12 protein-coding genes and 1 pseudogene are annotated in these 20,932 nt (G+C 42.6%); 3 read left to right on the forward strand and 10 right to left on the reverse strand.

What is annotated here, in order from left to right; genetic code table 11:
• Positions 1–261: 261 nt before the first annotated feature.
• The gene (locus JMX82_RS09935) at positions 262–894 is read right to left on the reverse strand and encodes a LemA family protein (RefSeq protein WP_045456163.1); all 633 of its coding nucleotides are present in this window, start codon (positions 892–894) and stop codon (positions 262–264) included.
• Between the two features lie 1,197 nt (positions 895–2,091).
• Between JMX82_RS09935 and JMX82_RS09940 the strand changes: the two genes are divergently transcribed.
• Complete coding sequence (locus JMX82_RS09940; protein ID WP_055125213.1) at positions 2,092–3,639, forward strand: alanine/glycine:cation symporter family protein; 1,548 nt, start codon at positions 2,092–2,094, stop codon at positions 3,637–3,639.
• A 334-nt stretch (positions 3,640–3,973) separates the two neighbouring features.
• Here the strand turns inward: JMX82_RS09940 and JMX82_RS14420 are convergent, their stop codons facing one another.
• The 4 genes and pseudogenes from JMX82_RS14420 to JMX82_RS09955 all read right to left on the reverse strand — a co-directional run bounded on the left by JMX82_RS14420 (position 3,974) and on the right by JMX82_RS09955 (position 6,608).
• Positions 3,974–4,099, reverse strand: coding sequence for a fasciclin domain-containing protein (locus tag JMX82_RS14420; RefSeq protein WP_320158774.1), 126 nt, complete (start codon positions 4,097–4,099; stop codon positions 3,974–3,976).
• 65 nt (positions 4,100–4,164) lie between these two features.
• Positions 4,165–4,578, reverse strand: a pseudogene (locus tag JMX82_RS14425) (fasciclin domain-containing protein); the annotation flags it as partial.
• A gap of 183 nt (positions 4,579–4,761) precedes the next feature.
• The gene (locus JMX82_RS09950) at positions 4,762–5,712 is read right to left on the reverse strand and encodes a fasciclin domain-containing protein (protein ID WP_201540424.1); all 951 of its coding nucleotides are present in this window, start codon (positions 5,710–5,712) and stop codon (positions 4,762–4,764) included.
• A 341-nt stretch (positions 5,713–6,053) separates the two neighbouring features.
• The gene (locus tag JMX82_RS09955) at positions 6,054–6,608 is read right to left on the reverse strand and encodes a fasciclin domain-containing protein (RefSeq protein WP_045447723.1); all 555 of its coding nucleotides are present in this window, start codon (positions 6,606–6,608) and stop codon (positions 6,054–6,056) included.
• A 566-nt stretch (positions 6,609–7,174) separates the two neighbouring features.
• On the opposite strand from JMX82_RS09955, the gene metH reads away from it, so the two are divergent.
• Positions 7,175–10,963 carry a methionine synthase gene (gene metH / locus JMX82_RS09960; RefSeq protein ID WP_201540425.1) on the forward strand — a complete coding sequence of 1,263 codons (3,789 nt, stop codon included), beginning with the start codon at positions 7,175–7,177 and terminating at the stop codon, positions 10,961–10,963.
• 210 nt (positions 10,964–11,173) lie between these two features.
• Complete coding sequence (locus JMX82_RS09965) at positions 11,174–12,103, forward strand: bile acid:sodium symporter family protein (RefSeq protein ID WP_201540426.1); 930 nt, start codon at positions 11,174–11,176, stop codon at positions 12,101–12,103.
• 167 nt (positions 12,104–12,270) lie between these two features.
• Here the strand turns inward: JMX82_RS09965 and JMX82_RS09970 are convergent, their stop codons facing one another.
• The 5 genes from JMX82_RS09970 to JMX82_RS09990 form a co-directional block, all read right to left on the reverse strand.
• Positions 12,271–12,579 carry a type II toxin-antitoxin system RnlB family antitoxin gene (locus JMX82_RS09970; protein ID WP_201540427.1) on the reverse strand — a complete coding sequence of 103 codons (309 nt, stop codon included), beginning with the start codon at positions 12,577–12,579 and terminating at the stop codon, positions 12,271–12,273.
• Positions 12,580–12,582: 3 nt separating this feature from the next.
• Positions 12,583–13,644 (reverse strand): type II toxin-antitoxin system RnlA family toxin, encoded by a 1,062-nt coding sequence (locus JMX82_RS09975; RefSeq protein WP_201540428.1) that lies wholly within the window; start codon positions 13,642–13,644, stop codon positions 12,583–12,585.
• Positions 13,645–14,117: 473 nt separating this feature from the next.
• Positions 14,118–14,261: a DUF2256 domain-containing protein gene (locus JMX82_RS09980; RefSeq protein ID WP_201540429.1), complete on the reverse strand. Its 144-nt coding sequence runs from the start codon at positions 14,259–14,261 to the stop codon at positions 14,118–14,120.
• A gap of 51 nt (positions 14,262–14,312) precedes the next feature.
• Positions 14,313–14,483, reverse strand: a complete 171-nt coding sequence (locus JMX82_RS09985; protein ID WP_010196547.1) for a DUF2256 domain-containing protein — start codon at positions 14,481–14,483, stop codon at positions 14,313–14,315.
• Between the two features lie 216 nt (positions 14,484–14,699).
• Complete coding sequence (locus tag JMX82_RS09990) at positions 14,700–20,864, reverse strand: DNA repair ATPase (protein ID WP_201540430.1); 6,165 nt, start codon at positions 20,862–20,864, stop codon at positions 14,700–14,702.
• Positions 20,865–20,932: the final 68 nt, after the last annotated feature.

A 20,932-nucleotide genomic window follows, 5' to 3' on the forward strand; every position in this document is an offset into this window, starting at 1 on the left:
CTAATCTATACCACCTCAAGTGACATCTGTACTGAGTGAATCTACGTGAGACCATTCACAAAAATTAGCATAGCAAAAAAACCAAATTTGACATAGCTAATCGTACTTTTTGGATTTGATATTCATTTAATAGGCATTCATATCCATCAATACCTTTAAAAATGTGGCTAAGCAAACTAGTGGCTAACTAAGCTAAACGATAAAAATGTAAACAAACAGAGCGGCAAATCCCGCTCTGTTTTCATCTCTATTTAATCACCACTACTCAGCTGTCGCTGACTTATCATCACCGAAGTCAACACTTGGTGCGGTTGAAATAGCGTCTTCATTCGCCACGCTAAAGTTTGGCTTGGCATTCATACCAAATACTTTTGCTGTAATGTTGGTTGGGAACTGGCGCACCGTCGTATTATAGCTTTGCACTTCTTGAATATAACGGTTACGAGCGACGGCAATACGGTTTTCAGTGCCTTCGAGTTGGGCTTGTAAGTCTTGGAACAAAGCATCTGACTTTAACTCAGGATAACGTTCAGAGACAGCCATCAAACGTGATAATGCACCTGTCATCTGTTCCTGTGCAGCTGCATAACGCTCCATCGCTTCTGGATCATTCAGTACTTCTGGCGTCACCGTAATGCTACCAGCACGAGAGCGTGCCTCAGCTACTTGAGTAAACACTTCTTGTTCTTGCTCAGCATACTGCTGCACGACTTTGACTAAGTTTGGTACCAAATCAGCGCGGCGTTGATATTGGTTCACCACTTCTGACCACGACGCGGTAACTTGCTCATCTTGAGCTTGCAGGTTGTTGTAGCCACAACCGCTTAGACCAACGGTAGACGTCGCTAACACGGCTGCGAGCAATATGGGTTTTACAATTGATTGACGCGTCATCATTGTTTCTCCTAATAATGGTAAATAATAAATAGCCAGTAACACTTTTTTAATAGTTTTTTAAAGCTTGTATTTTGAAGCTGATACATGAGGTCATGCAAATGTATGTCTATTTATATTAGAGCCGTATATTTTTTATAATAAAGGCACATCACTTATATTAAAGCCACACTAAACATAAAAACAGCAGTTAATGAGTACGATAGCAATCGTATGCCGCTCTGCTAGAGTCTCTTCTTATCAACGAAACAAAACTATAGGATAAGATATCTTACACAATGATGGCGCTATCTCATTATTTTTACAATTAGCCGTTACCAAAACACAACCGCAAAACCACACTGCTACCCCATGACTATTGCTCGTTTTTATTACCTATCATTGGTAATATCTACCTCACAAATATCATCGAACCACTGGCATTATCTTTAGTGCATAGCTTGTCCAGTATAGAGGAGTGACAGATAAGCGATGAATGACCGCTCTGTTTTTGCGTAGTCGATGTGGCTTTATCTATTGTTTCGATATCTAACAACGGTCAAAACATGCGATATTTTATCGTTATTTATAGTCATATCTACCTGACTCAATATGAATATATATGCTTCTGTACAAAGAAAATTCTAGTAATTACTACAAAAATATGGCAAATTGCAGTTACGTAGCCGTACGGTTTGAATACATTTGGTAGTGGACTTATGGCTTGATTAGTATTAGCGAGTTGTTGATTTCTATGTAAAATATTACTCAGTTATTAGAAACTTGCTTAATCGTTTCAATCAGCCACACCGACCCTGTAGTCAATCGATACCGCTCACAAAAAGTTGAATGCTATCGGCATGATAAGTATTTAATATTATAACCGCCTGTTTTATCCACTGGTCTACTGAACATTCATCTCAGATATTAAGTGATAAGATAAATGTCGCAGTAATTGAGACAGCTTACGCCTTGCAACTATGCTGATACGCATATCGTCGGTAATAAGCTTAAGCAAACTGTCAATATTACTGATAAACCAAGCGGATAACGACAGACAACTACAGTCCATTCTTAGTGGCTAAGCGCGTATGAGACTTAACGGATATACATGAGTCAATGTAGATAATTTAACTGCTTAACTTAAATAAGTAAGTTAACCAGTTAGCTTACTCCTAGCATACAGAGCCACTTTGAGACAGTACTAGGAATATACATATGGAAGGTTTAGTTAACTTAGTAAACGGAATTATCTGGAGCCCCGCACTGATCTATCTGTGCTTGGGCGCGGGCCTATTTTATTCCATTATGACGCGCTTCGTACAAGTGCGTCTGTTCGGTGAAATGATCAAATTACTCTTTACTGGTAAATCTAGTGATCAAGGTATTTCATCATTTCAGGCACTTGCCGTATCACTCGCAGGACGCGTGGGTATGGGTAACATCGCTGGGGTAGCTGCGGCTATCGGTTTCGGTGGCCCAGGTGCCGTATTTTGGATGTGGGTCGTGGCCTTCTTAGGCGCATCTACTGCTTATGTTGAGTCTACGCTCGCACAGATTTATAAAGAAAAAGACGTCATCACTGGCGAATATCGCGGTGGCCCAGCTTACTATTTTGAGCGCGCACTTGGCCAAAAATGGTATGGCATCCTCTTTGCAATCTCATCTATCCTCGCTTGTGGTATATTTTTACCAGGTGTACAGGCAAACGGCGTTATCAATGCTTTCGCACAGGTAATGGGCGAAGGGTCTGTTATGAGCATTGGCGCCTTAGAAGTTGGCTCAATGCGTCTAGTAGCCTTAGCCATTATCCTTGTGGTATTAGGTATTATCATTTTTGGTGGTATCAAGCGTATCGCAACGTTTACCGAGTATGCCGTTCCTTTTATGGCATTGGGCTATATCGTCCTTGCACTGATCATCATGTTTACTAACTTTGATATGATTCCACAAGTATTCGGTCTCATCGTTAGCGATGCCTTTACTGCTCAAGCAGGTTTTGGTGCAGCGATTGGTTGGGGCGTAAAACGTGGTATTTACTCAAATGAAGCAGGTCAAGGTACAGGTCCTCATGCTGCTGCTGCTGCTGAAGTTGAGCATCCATCACAGCAGGGTTTGGTTCAGGCATTCTCAGTATATGTCGATACCCTATTAGTATGTTCTGCTACTGCCTTCATGATCCTAACCATGGGTACTTACAACATTCAAGGAACATTACCAGACGGTCAATTCATCGTACAGAACGTCGCTGCTACTACTGAAATCAACGCCCCTGCATTCACGCAAATGGCGATGGAATCTGTTTATGGTGGTTTTGGTAACACCTTTATCGCTATTGCTGTCTTCTTCTTTGCCTTTACCACTATCTTGGCTTACTACTACATCGCTGAAGTGAACGTTGCTTATCTAACTCGCTTTGTCGGTCGCAGTGCCAACAAGACTGGTCTATTCTTAGTCAAAATCTTAATCATGGTGATGGTTGCTTACGGCGGCCTAAACTCAGCTGGCTACATTTGGGCTATTGGTGATATTGGTGTTGGGCTTATGGCTTGGTTGAACATCGTTGGTATTTTGGTCATCTTCATTGTGGCTCGTCCAACACTTACCATGCTGAAAGACTATGAAGCACAGCGTAAAGCAGGTGTTGAGCGCTACAGTTTTGATCCTGCAAAATTCGGCATCAAAAACGCCCCTTATTGGGAAGAGCGTCATCTAAAAGAGCAACAAAGAATGGCAGCGGATCCACTACGTAAAGAGCATAAGTAATATTCTATAACGTAGCTATCATTCTTTAACATAATTGTTATTCAAACCTCCAAAACAAAAGCCCGAAACAATCGTTTCGGGCTTTTTTGTTTCAAACCTTTGCATTCATCATTCATCATTACTCTTTAAACTTGCATCACTTTAAACCAATGAGAAGCTATTTATCTTACTCTCCACTACATTGAACCGTTTTCATGCGACTGACTTATATCAATGTTATGGTAAACATTAGGTATCCCCCAAACGCAAAAAAGCCCAGCTCAATAGCTAGGCTTCTTCGACGTCATTATTTAAATAATTAATTAATCATAAATAAAGAGACTATCAAAACAACTTACTCAGGCATCAATACCGCATCGATAGTGTGAACCACACCGTTCGTTGCCATGATATCTGTACCAGTAATATTAGCCGTGTTACCAGTCGCATCAGTGATAACATTAGCATCGCTAATGTTGATAGTAGCCCGTTTACAGTAGCAACATCAGTACCATAAGGAATGTCAGCTGCCATAACGACCATAGGCACTACGTGATACGGAAGTACTTTTCTCAGTAGATCTGTATCGGCTAATAGCTCTTCTTTAGTAACGCCTAGCTTCTCTAAAACAGGAGCAAATGCATCATCAGTTGGTGCAAATACCGTATAAGTCCCAGAATCCATCATCATTGTATCTAAGCCAGCAGCTTGTAATGCAGCCGTTAGAATCGTTAGATTTTCGTTGCCAGCTGCTATCTCAGCAATGCTTTGCGTCGCAGCAGTATCGGCCATTGGATCGGCGTCAGTCATTGGCTCAACTTCGGCAACGGGCTCTACAACCACTTCTTCAGTAGTCACTTCAGGCTCAACAGGATCAGTAGCTGCTTCTTTATCATTACAAGCGGCTAATGACATGGCGGCTGTAACGACAGCGATAGAAAGTAAGTTTTTCTTCAACATAAGTATTTCCTTATAAAGGGATGGTCTGTTAAGTGAATTGTTTGACAAATAACTTAACCCAGTTAATGTATATAACAGCGAACCACTTATCTGTTGCAAATGATAGCAACTAAACAATAGTAATAATGTCGCCTCTGCTATACCAATAACTATAATTTTAACTGATTAATTTCGGATTAATGCTTACTTAGGTAGCAACACTGTATCGATCACGTGTACAACTCCATTGTTCGCTTGTATATTCGCGGTCACGATATTAGAGGTACGATCTCTCCCATCAGTAATTTGTTTTTTAGCGTCAAATGTGATGCTGCTGCCTTCCAGCATCTCTTGACTGCCTGCCATAATTTCAGAGGCAAAGACGCGGTCGTCTTCAATCACATGATAGGTGAGCACTTTCGTCAACAACGGCTTATCTTGTAATAACTGTTCTTTACTTATATCAAGTTCAGCTAATAATTTAGCAAAAGCGGCATTGTTTGGTGCAAAGACGGTAAGGTCAGCGTCTTCATCAGCGAGGGCATCAGCCAATCCTGCTGCTACCACCGCTTCTTTGAGGATACTGAGATCCTCTGTGGCAACGGCTAGATCGACTATAGACTTGTCAGTAGGTAGCAATACGTCGTCAATGAGGTGAATGACGCCATTAGTGGCCAATACATCTGTTTTGATAATTTTAGAGGTATCCCCACTTGCATCCATAATGATATTGGCATCACTAATAGAGAACGCTTGACCATTGACTGTTTCGATACTGTCGCCATAAGGAATGTCAGCAGCTTTGACTGTCATATTAGGGATAACATGATAAGTTAAGACCATGGTTAATAGCTCTTTGTCAGCCAATAACTCTTCTGACGTCACATTAAGCTCTTCCAATAATTCAGCAAATGCAGCATCAGTAGGTGCAAATACAGTAAATTCGTCCTCTGATGACATCAAAACTTTATCAAGTCCAGATGCCTTTAACGCAGCGTTAAGAATGGTTAGATCTTTATTTTCAGCAGCAATTTCTGCAATATTTTGTGTTGGCGCTTCTACAACAACTGAAAAATCATTGTCGTCGTCATTACAAGCGGCTAGCGGCAAAACGGTCATGGCAAGCGCCAGAGATAATAGGGTTCTTTTTAGCATGAGTATATCCTTATGTATGAGTTCAGATGAACCATCTACTTTGTCAGTAGCATCCGTCGAATGATTTAAATTGTTAAATGATCAAAGCTTTCAGCAAGAAACAAAGATGACTGTCGTTTATTGTCGTAGTGTTAAACAATAATGATGACACGCTTAAAAATATCTCAAACATTCTAAAGGCCAGCAGTGTCATCTAAAGGAGCTTCATCTAAGACAGTTGGCAATTAAAATAGCGTGTATTTAACAATCATGTCATCACAGACGGTAGCTGGTACTCATACCAGCTTCATCATACAAAGTAATAGGAATATAATTCTTTAACTGAAATTTTGAAATCAATCTTATTTGGGCAGTAATACTCTATCAATAACATGTACTACGCCATTATTAGCAGCAATATCGGTTTTTATGATATTGGTAGTACGACCATTTTCGTCCATCAATTTGCCCTGATTGGTGACCATCAGAGTATCTTTACTGAACATAGTAATATTGCCCGGTTTAACGTCTTTCGCATATACTGGCGCAGCACCGTTAATCACGTGATAGCCTAAAATCTTAGTCAATAGTGGCTTGTTGGCAAATAGTTGTGCTTTGCTCATGCCTGTTTCTTGCAGAACTTGTACAAATGCGGCATTGGTCGGCGCAAATATTGTATAGTTTGCATTCGGGTTAGACAAAGCACCCGCCAAATCTGCCGCTACGACGGCTTCGACCAGTAGCGAGAAGTCAGGATTACTTTGGGCAACTTGTACCACGTTCATTTTTGCCATAGATTGACTGTGCATAGGCGCTTTCATGGCTGCGCTTTTGCTTGGCATCATATTATTACAAGCGCTTAAACCAGCGATTGAGAGTGCTAATGTACCGATGGTAGCAATTTTAGTAAGCTTCATAACATTATCCTTAATGATTGAGTATTTATTGACTGTTCTATAACTGTCTTGCAGATTAGATCGTCTTCCCTTATAGCAAATACTAGTGCTAATAATAGTGGTAAATGTTAGATGTCACTAATACAACTATTAACATTTACTAGTAAGTATTGCTTATGAAACATCAATCCTTCTGAAATTAAATTAACATATAACCAAGCTTTATCAATTCCTCTTTACGCAACTTTTTGTAGTACAGGTGTAAACTCTGTCTGACTTTTAAGCACAATCGTTGTGCTTTCATTTATAGATACAAAGCTTTATGTAATCTTTAAACGAAATGATATTCATTTGTTCCTAATCGCTTAATGGCATAAACTTTGAACATCATGCTCACTCAATCAACAGGCAGATTTTTTGTCTAGCATATTGCCAAAGAGGAATAAGTACTGTCCCACGTGAGGTATGGTTTTCATGCTAGAATAATGCGGATTTGCCCACGCCTTTTATGAATGTTGCACGCTATTTATTATTCTTATTCTTATTACTTCCCCTTTTATAACATTGACGATATAAGCAGCGCTCCTATGACTCAAACGATGACTTCTCAATCTGCTCCTACTTCTAGTCCATCATCCGCTGATGACTTTATTTTAACGCCACCTGCCGTGTTTCCTTATAAAGAGCAGCAACTGACGGCACGTGCACGTATCACCGAGCAAATGGCATCACGCATCTTGATGTTAGATGGGGCGATGGGTACACAGATTCAGACCTATAAATTAGAAGAAGCGGATTATCGTGGTGAGCGTTTTGCCGATATCAATCAAGACGTACGCGGTAACAATGATTTATTGGTACTGACACAGCCGCACATGATTAAAGACATTCATCACGATCATCTGCTAGCTGGTGCAGATATTATCGAGACCAATACCTTTAACGGTACGCGTCTGTCGATGGCTGACTACGATATGCAGTATCTAGTGCCTGAGCTGAATAAGACAGCAGCCAAGATTGCCCGTCAAGCGGCGGATGAATTTACGGCAAAAACGCCTGAGAAACCGCGTTTTGTCGCTGGTGTTGTAGGGCCAACTTCACGCACGTGCTCGCTATCACCGGACGTCAATGACCCAGCTTTTCGTAACATTACCTTTGACGAATTGGTACTAAATTACCGTGAAGCGACTTTATGCCTGATAGAAGGTGGTGTTGATCTCATCCTCATCGAAACAATATTTGATACGCTCAATGCCAAAGCTGCAATCTTTGCCATTACGGGCGTGTTTGATGACATTGGTTTTGAATTACCGATTATGATTTCGGGCACCATTACCGATGCCTCAGGTCGAACGCTATCAGGTCAAACCGCTGAAGCCTTTTATAACTCAATTCGCCATGCCAAGCCATTATCGGTTGGTTTTAACTGTGCGCTTGGTGCTGATGCGCTGCGTCCGCATATTCAAACACTGTCGAACATTGCTAATACCTATGTGTCAGCGCATCCGAACGCAGGTCTGCCCAACGAGTTTGGTGAATATGATGAAACAGCCGAACAAACCGCTGCCCTACTCGAAGGCTTTGCCAAAGCGGGTATTTTAAACATCGTTGGTGGCTGTTGTGGTACGACGCCTGAGCATATCCGTCAAATCGCTAAAATGGTGGCAAATTATCCACCGCGCGTCATTCCAGATATCCCACCTGCCTGCCGTTTATCGGGTCTTGAGCCATTTACCATTAATGCAGATAGCTTGTTCGTCAACGTCGGTGAACGTACCAACGTTACTGGCTCTAAAAAGTTTTTACGCTTGATTAAAACCGAAGCCTACACCGAAGCGCTCGATGTGGCACGCGATCAGGTAGAAGGCGGCGCGCAAATCGTCGATATCAACATGGATGAGGGTATGCTCGACTCCAAGCAGGCGATGATTCATTTCGTTAACCTCGTGTCTGGTGAGCCTGATATCAGCCGCGTACCGCTGATGATTGACTCGTCTAAATGGGACATCATCGAAGAAGGTCTTAAGCGTATCCAAGGCAAGTCCGTCGTCAACTCTATCTCATTAAAAGAAGGTCATGCTGAGTTCGTTGAGCGTGCCAAGCTTTGCATGCGCTACGGTGCCGCCGTTATCGTCATGGCATTTGATGAAGACGGTCAAGCCGATACTTACGAGCGTAAGATTCAGATTTGTCAACGCAGCTATGATGTGTTGGTCAACGAGGTTGGTTTCCCATCAGAAGACATTATTTTTGACCCGAACATTTTTGCCGTTGCCACTGGTATCACTGAGCACAATAATTATGGTGCGGACTTTATCAACGCCACCAAATGGATTACCGATAACTTGCCCAATGCGATGGTATCGGGTGGTGTCTCTAACGTCTCGTTCAGTTTCCGTGGTAACCCTATCCGTGAAGCCATCAACTCCGTATTCCTCTATCATGCGATTCAAAACGGTCTGACGATGGGTATCGTCAATCCTGCCATGCTTGAACTGTATGATGATATTCCAAAGGAAGCTCGTGACGCCATCGAAGATGTGATGCTCAACCGCAACCAAGGTGAGAGCGGTCAAGACGCCACCGAACGTCTGATGACTGTGGCTGAGAACTACCAAAACGGTGGTAAGAAAAAAGACAGCACCGTTGATATGAGCTGGCGCGAAGGCACGGTAGAAGAACGCATCGCCCATGCACTGGTCAAAGGCATCACTACCTTTATCGAAGCTGATACCAAAGAAGCATGGGAGAAATACCCCAAGCCGCTAGAAGTCATCGAAGGCCCACTCATGGACGGGATGAATATCGTCGGTGACTTATTTGGTGCCGGTAAAATGTTCTTACCACAAGTGGTCAAATCAGCTCGCGTGATGAAGCAATCCGTTGCGTGGCTAAATCCGTATATCGAAGCAGAAAAAGTCGAGGGTGAAAAGAAAGGCAAAATCCTCATGGCAACTGTCAAAGGTGACGTCCATGATATCGGTAAAAATATCGTCGGCGTGGTGCTGGGCTGTAATGGCTATGATATCGTTGATCTGGGTGTCATGGTGCCGTGTGAAAAAATCCTCGATACCGCTATCGCAGAAGAAGTCGATATCATTGGCTTATCAGGTCTGATTACCCCAAGTCTCGATGAGATGGTCTATGTCGCCAAACAAATGCAAGAGCGCGGCATGACCTTACCCTTGATGATTGGCGGTGCAACGACCTCCAAAGCGCATACAGCAGTTAAAGTCGAGCCACAATACCAAAATGATGCCGTCATCTATGTATCAGATGCCTCACGCTCAGTCGGTGTAGTCACCAAACTGCTCTCCAAAGAACATCGTCAAGCGCTTATCGATGAAACCCGCGAAGAGTATGTCAAAGTACGTGAACGCCTTGCTAAGCGTCAACCAAAAGCGGCGAAGGTTACGTATGCCGAATCGGTCAAAATTGGCTTTCAGTATGATTGGGAAAACTATGTGCCACCAGTCCCCAATAAGCTGGGGCAAGTGATATTTGACTACTATCCAATCGCTAATCTGCTGCCTTATATCGACTGGACACCATTCTTTATCTCTTGGGGACTGGTCGGTAAGTATCCGAAGATATTGCAAGACGATGTGGTCGGCGAGGCGGCACGCGATTTGTTCGATAATGCCAATGAGCTGATGCAAAAGATGATTGATGAAAAATTAATCGTCGCCAAAGGGGTGTTTAAACTCATGCCAGCTCGCCGTACTGGTGCCGATACCGTTACTGTCTATGACCATGCTACTGAAGGTGGTGCAGCAGAATATCAATTCGAGCACTTACGTCAGCAAAGCGACAAGGCAAGCGGCAAGCCAAACTTTAGCTTGGCAGACTTTATCTCGCCATCAGAGACGCATACTGACCATTTGGGCGGCTTTACCGTTTCTATCGTGGGTACAGAAGCCCTGGCTGAGAAGTACAAAGAAGCAGGCGATGACTATAATGCCATTATGGTACAGGCACTGTCTGACCGCCTAGCTGAAGCGTTTGCCGAGCATCTACATGAACTCATCCGTAAAGAGTATTGGGGCTATCAGGCTGATGAGAGTCTAACCAATGATGAGATGATCAAAGAAAAATACGTCGGCATCCGCCCTGCACCTGGCTACCCTGCTTGCCCTGAGCATACGGAAAAAGGCAAATTATTTGATTGGCTGGGTACGGTAGATGCGATTGGTACAACGCTAACCGAAAGCTATGCGATGTGGCCTGCGTCATCGGTCAGCGGATTCTATTACTCGCATCCTGACAGTGAGTATTTCAACGTCGGTAAGATAAGCCGTGATCAGCTAGAGAGCTATGCTGAGCGTAAAGGCTGGGATATGAAGACTGCTGAGAAGTGGTTAAATCCGAATTTGTAGGAACATAAAAGCAGTTAACGCTTAAACAATTTATAGTTATTTTTTGGCTTACTCATTTGATATGGGTAAGCCATTTTTTATGGGGTAGTCATTTGCATGAAATAAGCAAACTTATTGCTCGCTTAATAACAAAATACTTTTATCATTTGCTAATAATAACCATGCTAAATTACTAGACATTCTATTACTCCTATTATTGTGAGACAGGCTATGAATCAGATTGCATTACTTTCTAATTGGATTGGCAAAACCTTTGCAATCTGGGCATTGGTCAGTGCTTTGTTAGGCTTCGTTTTTCCTGAGTTCTTTGCCTCGTTGGCTTTTTTGATCGTTCCTATACTTGGCATCATCATGTTTGGGATGGGCATGACGCTCAAAACCGAAGATTTCCTAGAGATTGTCAAACGCCCCAAGCCTGTGTTGATAGGATTGTTAGCACAGTTCACGCTAATGCCGCTTATCGCTTACTCACTAACGGTAATTTTCAACCTTGATCCTTTAATCGCGGTCGGTGTTATCTTGGTTGGCTGTTGCCCTGGCGGTACGTCTAGTAATGTGATTACGTTTTTGGCCAAAGGTGATGTGGCATTGAGTGTGGCGATAACCTCTATCTCTACCCTGCTTGCACCTTTTCTGACCCCTATTCTACTCAGTGTTTTTGCAGGTCAGCTGATTGATATTGATTTGGCCAGTATGATGATAACCATTACAAAAATCGTCATCTTACCCATATTACTGGGTGTTATCTTTCATAAATTTTTGGGTAAAAAGATCGAGTTCGTCACCGAGGTATTGCCGATGGTGTCGGTATTGGGTATCTCCATCATCATAGCGGCAGTGGTTGCCGTGTCTAAAGCGACTATTTTAGATAGTGGTGCTATCGTATTTATCGTGGTTGCCTTACATAATATGACAGGTTATGCCTTGGGGTATTTGATCGCCCGTTTGTCTGGCTTTACGGAGCGACAGCGCCGCGCGATTATGATAGAAGTGGGTATGCAAAACTCTGGTCTGGGCGCTGCCCTTGCAGCGACTTATTTCAATCCTGTCGCGGCCTTACCGAGTGCAATATTTAGTGTATGGCATAACTTCAGTGGTGCGTTGGTTGCGAATATTTTTGCTAAAAGAGATGCTAGGTAAGCGTTAGATTTATTACATACAGCTCAATGATAAATATTTCGGGGTTGGTAAAATAATTTTTGGAATTATTTAATCTAGTTAATGCCACTAATCGATAGTATCCATTCTGTAGTTACTGAACAAAAAAGACTATGAAGTTAAAATAGTCTTTTTTTGAAATCTAATGCTCAAGCATAATCGGCATATTTACAATTCTGCATCTCTAATAAATCAGAATCTAAATCTGCAGAGCTCACAACTTTGTAACTACTATGTACGAAGTTTTGACCATCATAATCCAAATATGCAAAACGATTTAAATCGTTACCATTAGTTAAAAATAAGTCGAAAAGAAACCTCTTAGAAGATCCTTTAGACATAGAGTCCCACTCTTTTTTAACATCATTTAACAACGAAAAAAGATTAACATAGTCATCTCCTGAACAGATAACTATGTCGCTATTTTCTTTTGTTTTGTAAAACGCTAATTTAAACATATTTTAACTATAAATATCTTCAATAAGTTCATAAACTTTATTGCAAATATTTATTGCTCCTTCAAGTGTAGATATAGTTGATGTTGCTTCTGTAAAGTGTTCAATATGGAAGAGTGAGTGCCTTCTTTGATAATAATAAGAGTAAGCTTTCAAAACTTCATTCAACTTATTACCAGAATATGAGCTTTCGTAACTTTCACTTAGTCCAATCGCTTTTTTACTCTTATCTAAATCAAACATTTCACCTACATTTCTAGGTTGTTGTACAATTCCATTTTCTAAAAAATGTCTCTTAATTACACCTTCTAAAGACCTTAATTCAGCATATGTCAATAATGAATACTCAGATAATCTTGGAGAAGCAGACTTAATACAATTGCTAGAAATCAATAAATCTTGAATAAGTTTTGGTAATTGATCAAACGCATTAGGTAGCTTCAATTTAACTAGCTCTTCAGCCATTTCAGGTCTGATAATATTTTGGTCATCTTCATCTTTTTTGTAAAGTATTTTACTTAGAGTTTCCGGATCAAGCTCTGTAGTCAAGGCATAAGCAACTTCATTATAGCAAGATAGAGGTCTTCCCTGAATTTGTAGTTTCTGAGTCTTTTTGTGATAAGTAAGTGTTAATTTATCTTTGTAAGTTTGTGAATCGAGAATTAGCCTTATAACCCCATTGATATCTGTCTCTTCAATTGATATATCATTGGATGCTCTAACTTCTTCTATTCGTTCTTTTATAATTACGATTAGAGTTATAGCGATACCGCCTATGCCTATATTCAAACTAGATATTTCCAACTCACACAGCTTATTACGTATGTGTTCAGCAATTTGCAAGCTGAGTTCGGGGTTTTTACCCTGAGAATATTGAAGTGTAGTCGTGCCTTTATTATTGAGATGAACTGTTAACCTAGCAGGTTCTTGACCTGATCTCGAGATTTCATAATATTTCTTCGAACTACTTTGATTTTTTAATTCATACCTTATATCTTGTTCCTTACAGTATTCGCTTATACAACTGTCTAAGTCAGACAATCTTAGATTAAGATTCTTGAAACTCATATACTTTTCCATCTAAATATAAGTTCTCTAGCTATGTTGCTAGTAGAATGTAAGTTTGATATAGATCAAAATAAGGTTACTCAAAAAACTTACTTTTCAGTGAATTGCTTCGCTTATAACTTGAGTGCCTCTGTTATTCTATCAGAATTAAGTTGTATATATATAAGATTAATCTAAACAGACTTAAGTCACCCCTATACTTAACTAACTGAAAACCTTCAACTTGCATCAATATTTGAACTCTAAACTACGACCTTTATTTCGAATAAATTTATGCTAGAACTTTAACATTTAAGTGGCCTATTACCATTGTATCAAATAGGTGATTTAGCCAAAAATACAGCAGATATATGGCTTGAGCAAGTAGATTAAGACGGCTGTTTTCTTTGGCTGAGTAAGTAAATCTTTGTAGGCTACTAACCTTATAGTAATCATAGCTTGTAGCTAAGTCCTACGATTAGTATTTCCTAAAGTCAATCATGCTTTTTCCCCCGCCGACACCGCTCAGAACAATAAATCACCTGCTCCCAATCCTTTTCCCACTTTTTACGCCACGTAAATGGACGCTGGCAGACAGGGCAGGTTTTTTGCGGTAGGTTTACCTTTTTATGTGCCATCATCTGCCCCTTTGTGCCGTATATCTAATATCTATGGTTAATTGTTACTGCCTATTTATCTTCTTTTTGATGATCCAGCCCTTCATACTTTTTCACCCGTCGGCATTGGTCTGAGCAATAGACCATGCTCTCCCAGTTTTTATCCAACTTTTTAGTCCAACTAAACTCGCGCTCGCAGACAGGGCAAAGTTTTTTGCGGACGTTCTTCTTTTTATGCGCCATAATTCTCTCATTGGTTTGTTTAATCTATAGTCGATTCACTATCATCGGATACGGTATTAGGCTCGCTTCACCTACTGTTTGTAGCAACTTTACTCGCCGTCATCGTACCCAAAGTAGCTGTTGCCGACTATATTACCACTGTCTCTTAATCATAAGCCCTATTTATAGTGATATTCATAAGTGCAAGTCATCAGCATTGCTCATAAGCGTTAATAATTAATCATAATCATCAAAGATTTTATTAAGTCTGTTGAGGCTATTAACGATGAGCTTGCCAGATTGATCGGTACTGGTATCAATCGCCAGCTTCTCATCCATCCGCATCGTCAGCGGTGCAAGCGCCTCTTTTAATGCGTTTGCCATAAGTGCGGTCTGCTGAGTGATGTCAGGCGCATCGCTATCTACGGTTTGATGCTCTTCATTTTTAATCAGGCTCTCAGTCAGACTACTAGACAAGCTATTCGCCATTTTCTGTGCTAGCTCTTCAACGGCATTGACCAGCTGCACCATCAGTGCTTTTTGTACGTCTTGGTTTTCCTTAAGATACTCGCCTTCTGCCTTTTCAGCATTGTGATCATGCTTATATATTTGCATCAGCTGATTCAGACTTTTCTCAAAGCCATTATCGATACTATCGCTGACGACTTTGGCATTACTGAGCACGCTATCGGCAAGGATTTTCTGTGCTTCTAACTGAGCGTTTAATTGGGCATCGAGTTGCGCTTGTTGTCCTGCCTCTCGTAAGCGAGCGATTTGTTCAGGATCATTTTTCGTTAAGTATGTCTCAAACTGGCTACTAATGGCATTAAAGCCACTGGCCAAATCGACCAACTGAGCGACGATACGTGCGCCTGTATCACCATCTTCTCCGCCCATGGCTTTGTTACGCAAGAAGTCGGCTTTGATTTGCGCCCAACGCTCCATTTCTGCTTCGGACAAGACACCACGCATCTCGCCAAGCTTGAGCAGATTGCTCTCCGCACCTTGAGTCAGTAGCTGTGACTCGCCCAGATAGTGATCATCTATCAGCTGATTTAGCTCGCTTTCATTCATGACCGCCGACAGTTTTTCGGTCATCTTATTCATATTACGATAACTACCTTGCAGCTTAAATATCGGCTCAACGCGGTACTTGTCATCTTGCGAGGCAGAAGCAATATACGCTTGGTTGACGTCTAGAATAACCTCTTGAACCCTAAACATATGACGCAAAATCGCGACAATCTCATTAATCTCTGAGGTGCTATACGGATACGTCAAATCACCGCTTTGGGCTTGGGCAAGGTTGGCATTGTCCGCTTTTGCCATTTTGATGAGACGATGAACGTCCGCTAAGTCACGGTTGGCCAGTGGCGCGAGAACAGTGTTAGAAGTGAGCGAGTTTTCGATATAACTGAGCGCAAACACTTCTTCCATGCCGCTCATGATATCGCCTAAGTTGTAGATATCGGCACGGTTGGCAAGCATGTCTGGTACTTTGAATGCCTCGCCGCTTTCGGTGTATGGGTTACCTGCCATGACCACGCAGAACTTTTTGCCACGCATGTCATAAGTCTTAGTCTTACCTTGCCAGACGCCATCGATACGGCGTGTGCCATCACCCAATGAGATAAACTTCTGCAAAAATTCCGCATGCGTATGCTGAATATCATCGAGATAGAGCATGACATTATTGCCCATCTCAAAGGCTAAGTTGATTTTATTCAGCTCTTCTCGTGCAGTGGCATTGGGCGCTTTTTCGGGATCTAAAGACGTCACATCATGACCGAGTGATGGACAGTTAATCTTCATAAAGATAAGGCCGAGACGGTTTGCCACGTACTCCATCAAGGTGGTTTTACCATACCCTGGTGGCGATATCATCATGAGAATACCCATCAAATCGGTACGCTTATCTTCACCGACCGTACCCATCTGTTTGGCAAGATTGTCACCGATAAGTGGCAGATAGCTCTCATTAATCAGACGGTTACGCACAAATGAAGACAATGGACGTGGCATAAACTCGTCCAGTCGCAACGTCTCTTTTGAGTCATGCAAAATCTCTGAGCGCATGGCCAGATAACGTCTATACGCAGGGATGACTTGGGTGTCATGATGATGCAGACGGTTTAAGAAATCATCGACGGCAAAGGTTAAGGTCTGTTGATGAATACGCGCATGCTCACCCAGCAAGTTATTAACTTGTATTTCAAGCGATACCTTACCCGTGCTCCGCTCAAAGCTTTGCACTTGATTGAGCGGGTTATTAATACTGGTCAATGATGTCGTCGATGAAGCTGGCGATGAGCTAATTGAGGAAAACGATAAGGCAGATGGCGTGGCACTGGTGCCTGTACTGTTTAAACCTTGATTGCTCAATCCTTTAGCACTTAGCCCTTTATTACCTGACCCTTTATTAAAAGTAGCACCTGAATCAATCAATCGTTGCACCAAAGCTTCACGTTGAGCATCGTTCAATTGGGTGAGTAAAACGGCTATCGCCTCCGGCACATAATGACGGCCACTTTCTAATTGCTGCTTGCGTAGCGCGTCTTTTTCTTCAATCTCAGCACGCTGCGCTTCACTGAGTTCGCCGTCTTCATTGGTGCCATCATCGGCTGCGTTAGCCAATGCTGTACTAGCATAGGTTTTATCAAGTAATGCATGGAACCATGTTGCCAATAGCTCATAAGCTGATTTAGGCTGGAACCCAAGCTTGCCAATTGAAGACTGTAGTTGGTCAAAACTGGCCGTCGCTTGCAGGCTACCTGATGCACTATTTAGCGTTTGGCTTAGCTGCTCGCACAACCGCTGCGCTTGTTGGCTGGTTTGCCAGTTTATTGTGTTATATGCACCTGCATTCGATTCAGCTGACTGCCCCATGACGCTCACCAAATATTCACAAGCAAGCTGAACGTAGCTTGGTTTGAAGATATTAGCGCCGTTATCAACGCTATCCTCTTTATCAACGCTAGCACTGTCATCATTATGAGCCATAACAAAATGACGCATCACTTGGCTCATGTCCTCGACCAATAGAGACTTAGCCGTATCACTGCCCAAGGCACGGCGCAGTTGCTCGGCGGTCGCAGCTCTATCCGTCCAGTTGCTCGCGCGCGTCAGCACGGACTCATTCAACCAAGCGTTATAGCCAAATTGGCGCAAGCTGTCTAAGCCCAGCGCTTGTACGATATTCAGCTGCCAATAGAATAATTGCGCCAAGGCACGTACTTGCGGGGTATAAATCAGCAACCCTGCCTCGCGCAAAGTCGGTAATATTTGCATCAGTAATAACGTAGCATCATGGTCGTGAATGCCTTTGTCATAGCCGAGCTGATAGCGAGGGGTGGCGTAAGCTTTGACCAGTTTGGACAATGGGCTGTCATTATCAATATCGCCATTAATATCTAGGGTAATGACCGTCGCATCGTATGCTTGATATAGACGCGCTTCCGTCAAACCCTCTTGGCTGTTCTTGGCACTTTCGATAATGCTATATGCTAAGTACTCCGCACGGTAAACAGTATCCGACTCAGAAGCAATATTCATGTCCCAATACGGGCGCAAGGCGTTCAGCTCAGCATTATTAAGCACTTCATAATAATCTGTGCCCGTTAGATGTAGATTTAAAACACGATTACCATCTGACTGTTGACGACTCAACAAGGTCAAATCAAGTGGCTGAGTATTGACTGAAAAACGGTGTTTGCCCAGTTTGATGATTTGACCACCATCTTCAAACAAGTCCGATTTATCTTTTAGACTCTTATAACTCTCAATTTGAATGGCTTTTAGGCGTGCGTCGATGTCATCGGCTTTTACGCTAAACCTCATCACTTGCAGCTCTTTTGCGATGTTACGGACTTTTTGCACCAGACCATCAGCCGCAAAATACGTATTTAACGCCTCTTCCTCTGTAAAGCCTGTGACACCTGTGCTTTGCGTGCGTTTTTTAATACTCTCAAGCATTCGTAGCGCGCCATCACCTAAGTTTTGCGCTTTGCGGTTACGAGCATCGAGCAATTGCTGCTTATGATTTTCAAAGGTCTCGTAAATCTCTTCACGCTTAATGATGATGTCGGCTAAAAACTGATCGCCGCTGTTGGTCTCTGAATCAGCGAACTGGCTCTCCAACTCTTCTAGCTGTACCAATAGCTTAGCCATTTGCTCATCTGATTTCTCAGGGGTATTGGCAATGGATAACGCATTGGCAATCGATTGACCAAACAGCTTAAACTGCGCGCCAAATTGCGCCACGGCCTCCGCTGAGCCTAGATTTTTGCGTTTATGATTGAGCTTGGCTTTGCTCTGGTTTAGGCTCGCATAAATAGTCGATATATCATCGATAATTTGCGTACGCACCGTAGCATCAGCCACATCCAACGTGCCCAGCAACTCGGTTAATAAATCTAACCCTTGCGCTGTCTCATCGATTTTTTCTAGTACGGGTTTTAGCTCGGCATTGGTTTCAGCCGTATTTAAACGCTCACTGACATCGACCAATATATCTTCGTAACTTGATAGCGCCTCTTCGCCACTTAAAAACAGCACCGTTTTTTCAGCCAGCTCGCCCTCTGCTTCTTCTAACTGCGTCTGTAATGCTTGTAGCTTATCAGCATCTAAATAACGCAAATCTTCTAAGCTGACCAAACGGCCTTTTTGACGTCTTAACGCTGACAACTGATCGACATAATCACTGGCAGACTCAAAGCTAGTGACGCGTATCTGCCGCAAAATCTCACTTTGCTGGGTATCGGCATCGGCTAACGCGGTTTGGGTTTGCTTTTGGATACTTTGTACTTTGGCGAACTCATCAATGACCAGCTCTGCTGTCGCCGTCACTTCTTTAATACTACTGGCGACTTCGCTCAGCTCAGGCTCAGACAACCAATAATAGCTGTCGAAGAGTCGGCTGGTATTATTGGTAAGCTCTTCATAGAGCTTCTGCGACACGCTTTGATTGTCAATGAGGCGGGTAACGCTATAAAGATCTGAGATACCGCGCACCAATTCTTTATTGCCAATCTTGCCATAAAAACTCGTGCTTTCTGGCAGCTCACTTACATACTCGTGTGAGGCATAAGGCGTGTGCCATATCTGCATCGGATGAATACGAGATGGCTCGCTTTGGTCACTAAACAGCACCAAGCGGCCATTCTCAGCCAAAGCCATACCGTTGCAATAAATAGGATTTGCCAATTGCTTTTTAATCAGATTATAAGGGAACAGCCCCGTGACGCCCAAGTCTCTGTCGTAAAATAAGAATAAAACATCTTCCCCATTTGGCGATACAATTTTCCGCTTAAACCGTAAGTCAGTAGCGCCAACGTTATTGGCCTCGAACAGCTTATACTCACCCGTCTGTAGATAATAACCACCCGGAAACATGATGCCGTGGTCTTCTGGTAGCTGAACACACGACTGTCCAATCGCATCCAAACGCAGCACCGCTTCGGTCAAGGTGTTATAAACGAAATAACGGTAGTCCTCTTCACGATAAGGCAATATCTTAAGCAGTATTAGACTGCCGACTTTGGCATACGCAATCTCAGCATCCGTCAGCGACTGGGTACGGTCATTGACCGGTTCACTATAAATACCCTGACCGGATTGCGTATTGTCCTCAATCTTGATGGTCAAATCACCACCGACCGTTTCCACAAATATCGTGTCTAAGATATTCATATGTGGATATTTGCCATTCACCATTTGATCGCGTGTGGTCTCAATCCAGTCAAAATCATAAGCAGGCGGCAGCTCAATGTCACGCTCGCCTCGATTGTCCACATAAGCGACTTGCGCCGACTCTGGCGTACCTTGGCTAAAATCTAGCGCAAAGCGAAACACTCGAATATCGGTGATACGCTCGCCAATCTGAAATGCCAACAGCAATTTGCTGTCTTTCACCGTTATTTGAATCAGGCGCGTTTGCTTGTAGTATCTATATAGCTCATTAAAGTCTTGGACAAAGGCATCTTGAGCCAAAAAAGTCCCTTTTAAGTCAACCTCTTCGAGCTGATACTCTTCTTCATTACCAACTGGCTCGTTCAGACGATATAACGACAATACGTCTTTAATATTGCTCGCGCGTTTAAGCCCCATAAAAACGTTGTAGCCAAACAGCAAATAATCACCGACCTGCACCATGTCTTGTGCCACACAGTTGTACTCAGTACGAATACGAGTACGGGCGATGACTTGCATCTGGGTGCTGCAAAACTCTTTGAGACGCGAATTATTTAGCATCTGCGTTTGCGTCTCTAAACGACCGCCTTGTTCCGTCAGACGTTTTTTGATGAGCTCATAAGCATTGCCTGAAGCAACTGCCTGATCGGTTTGGTTGGCTTGATTAGCGTTATCGTTGCTTTCTGAATTTGTTGAGTTTTGCGTGTCCGCCATCGTTACTCGTCCGTTTCTGTTTTTACTTAATAAGAGAATTTTGGGCAATAGAGAAAATAAGGAAATAT

Origin of the sequence: Psychrobacter sp. 1044 (assembly GCF_904846525.1) — a bacterium.
GTDB lineage: Bacteria > Pseudomonadota > Gammaproteobacteria > Pseudomonadales > Moraxellaceae > Psychrobacter.

Bases quoted from the DNA above. Each gene is read 5' to 3' on its own strand.
- JMX82_RS09955 (WP_045447723.1), bottom strand. From the start codon at position 6,608: ATGAAGCTTACTAAAATTGCTACCATCGGTACATTAGCACTCTCAATC.
- JMX82_RS09965 (WP_201540426.1), top strand. From the start codon at position 11,174: ATGAATCAGATTGCATTACTTTCTAATTGGATTGGCAAAACCTTTGCA.
- JMX82_RS09970 (WP_201540427.1), bottom strand. From the start codon at position 12,579: ATGTTTAAATTAGCGTTTTACAAAACAAAAGAAAATAGCGACATAGTT.
- JMX82_RS09935 (WP_045456163.1), bottom strand. From the start codon at position 894: ATGACGCGTCAATCAATTGTAAAACCCATATTGCTCGCAGCCGTGTTA.
- metH (WP_201540425.1), top strand. From the start codon at position 7,175: ATGACTCAAACGATGACTTCTCAATCTGCTCCTACTTCTAGTCCATCA.
- JMX82_RS09980 (WP_201540429.1), bottom strand. From the start codon at position 14,261: ATGGCACATAAAAAGGTAAACCTACCGCAAAAAACCTGCCCTGTCTGC.
- JMX82_RS09940 (WP_055125213.1), top strand. From the start codon at position 2,092: ATGGAAGGTTTAGTTAACTTAGTAAACGGAATTATCTGGAGCCCCGCA.
- JMX82_RS09990 (WP_201540430.1), bottom strand. From the start codon at position 20,864: ATGGCGGACACGCAAAACTCAACAAATTCAGAAAGCAACGATAACGCT.
- JMX82_RS09985 (WP_010196547.1), bottom strand. From the start codon at position 14,483: ATGGCGCATAAAAAGAAGAACGTCCGCAAAAAACTTTGCCCTGTCTGC.
- JMX82_RS09950 (WP_201540424.1), bottom strand. From the start codon at position 5,712: ATGCTAAAAAGAACCCTATTATCTCTGGCGCTTGCCATGACCGTTTTG.
- JMX82_RS09975 (WP_201540428.1), bottom strand. From the start codon at position 13,644: ATGAGTTTCAAGAATCTTAATCTAAGATTGTCTGACTTAGACAGTTGT.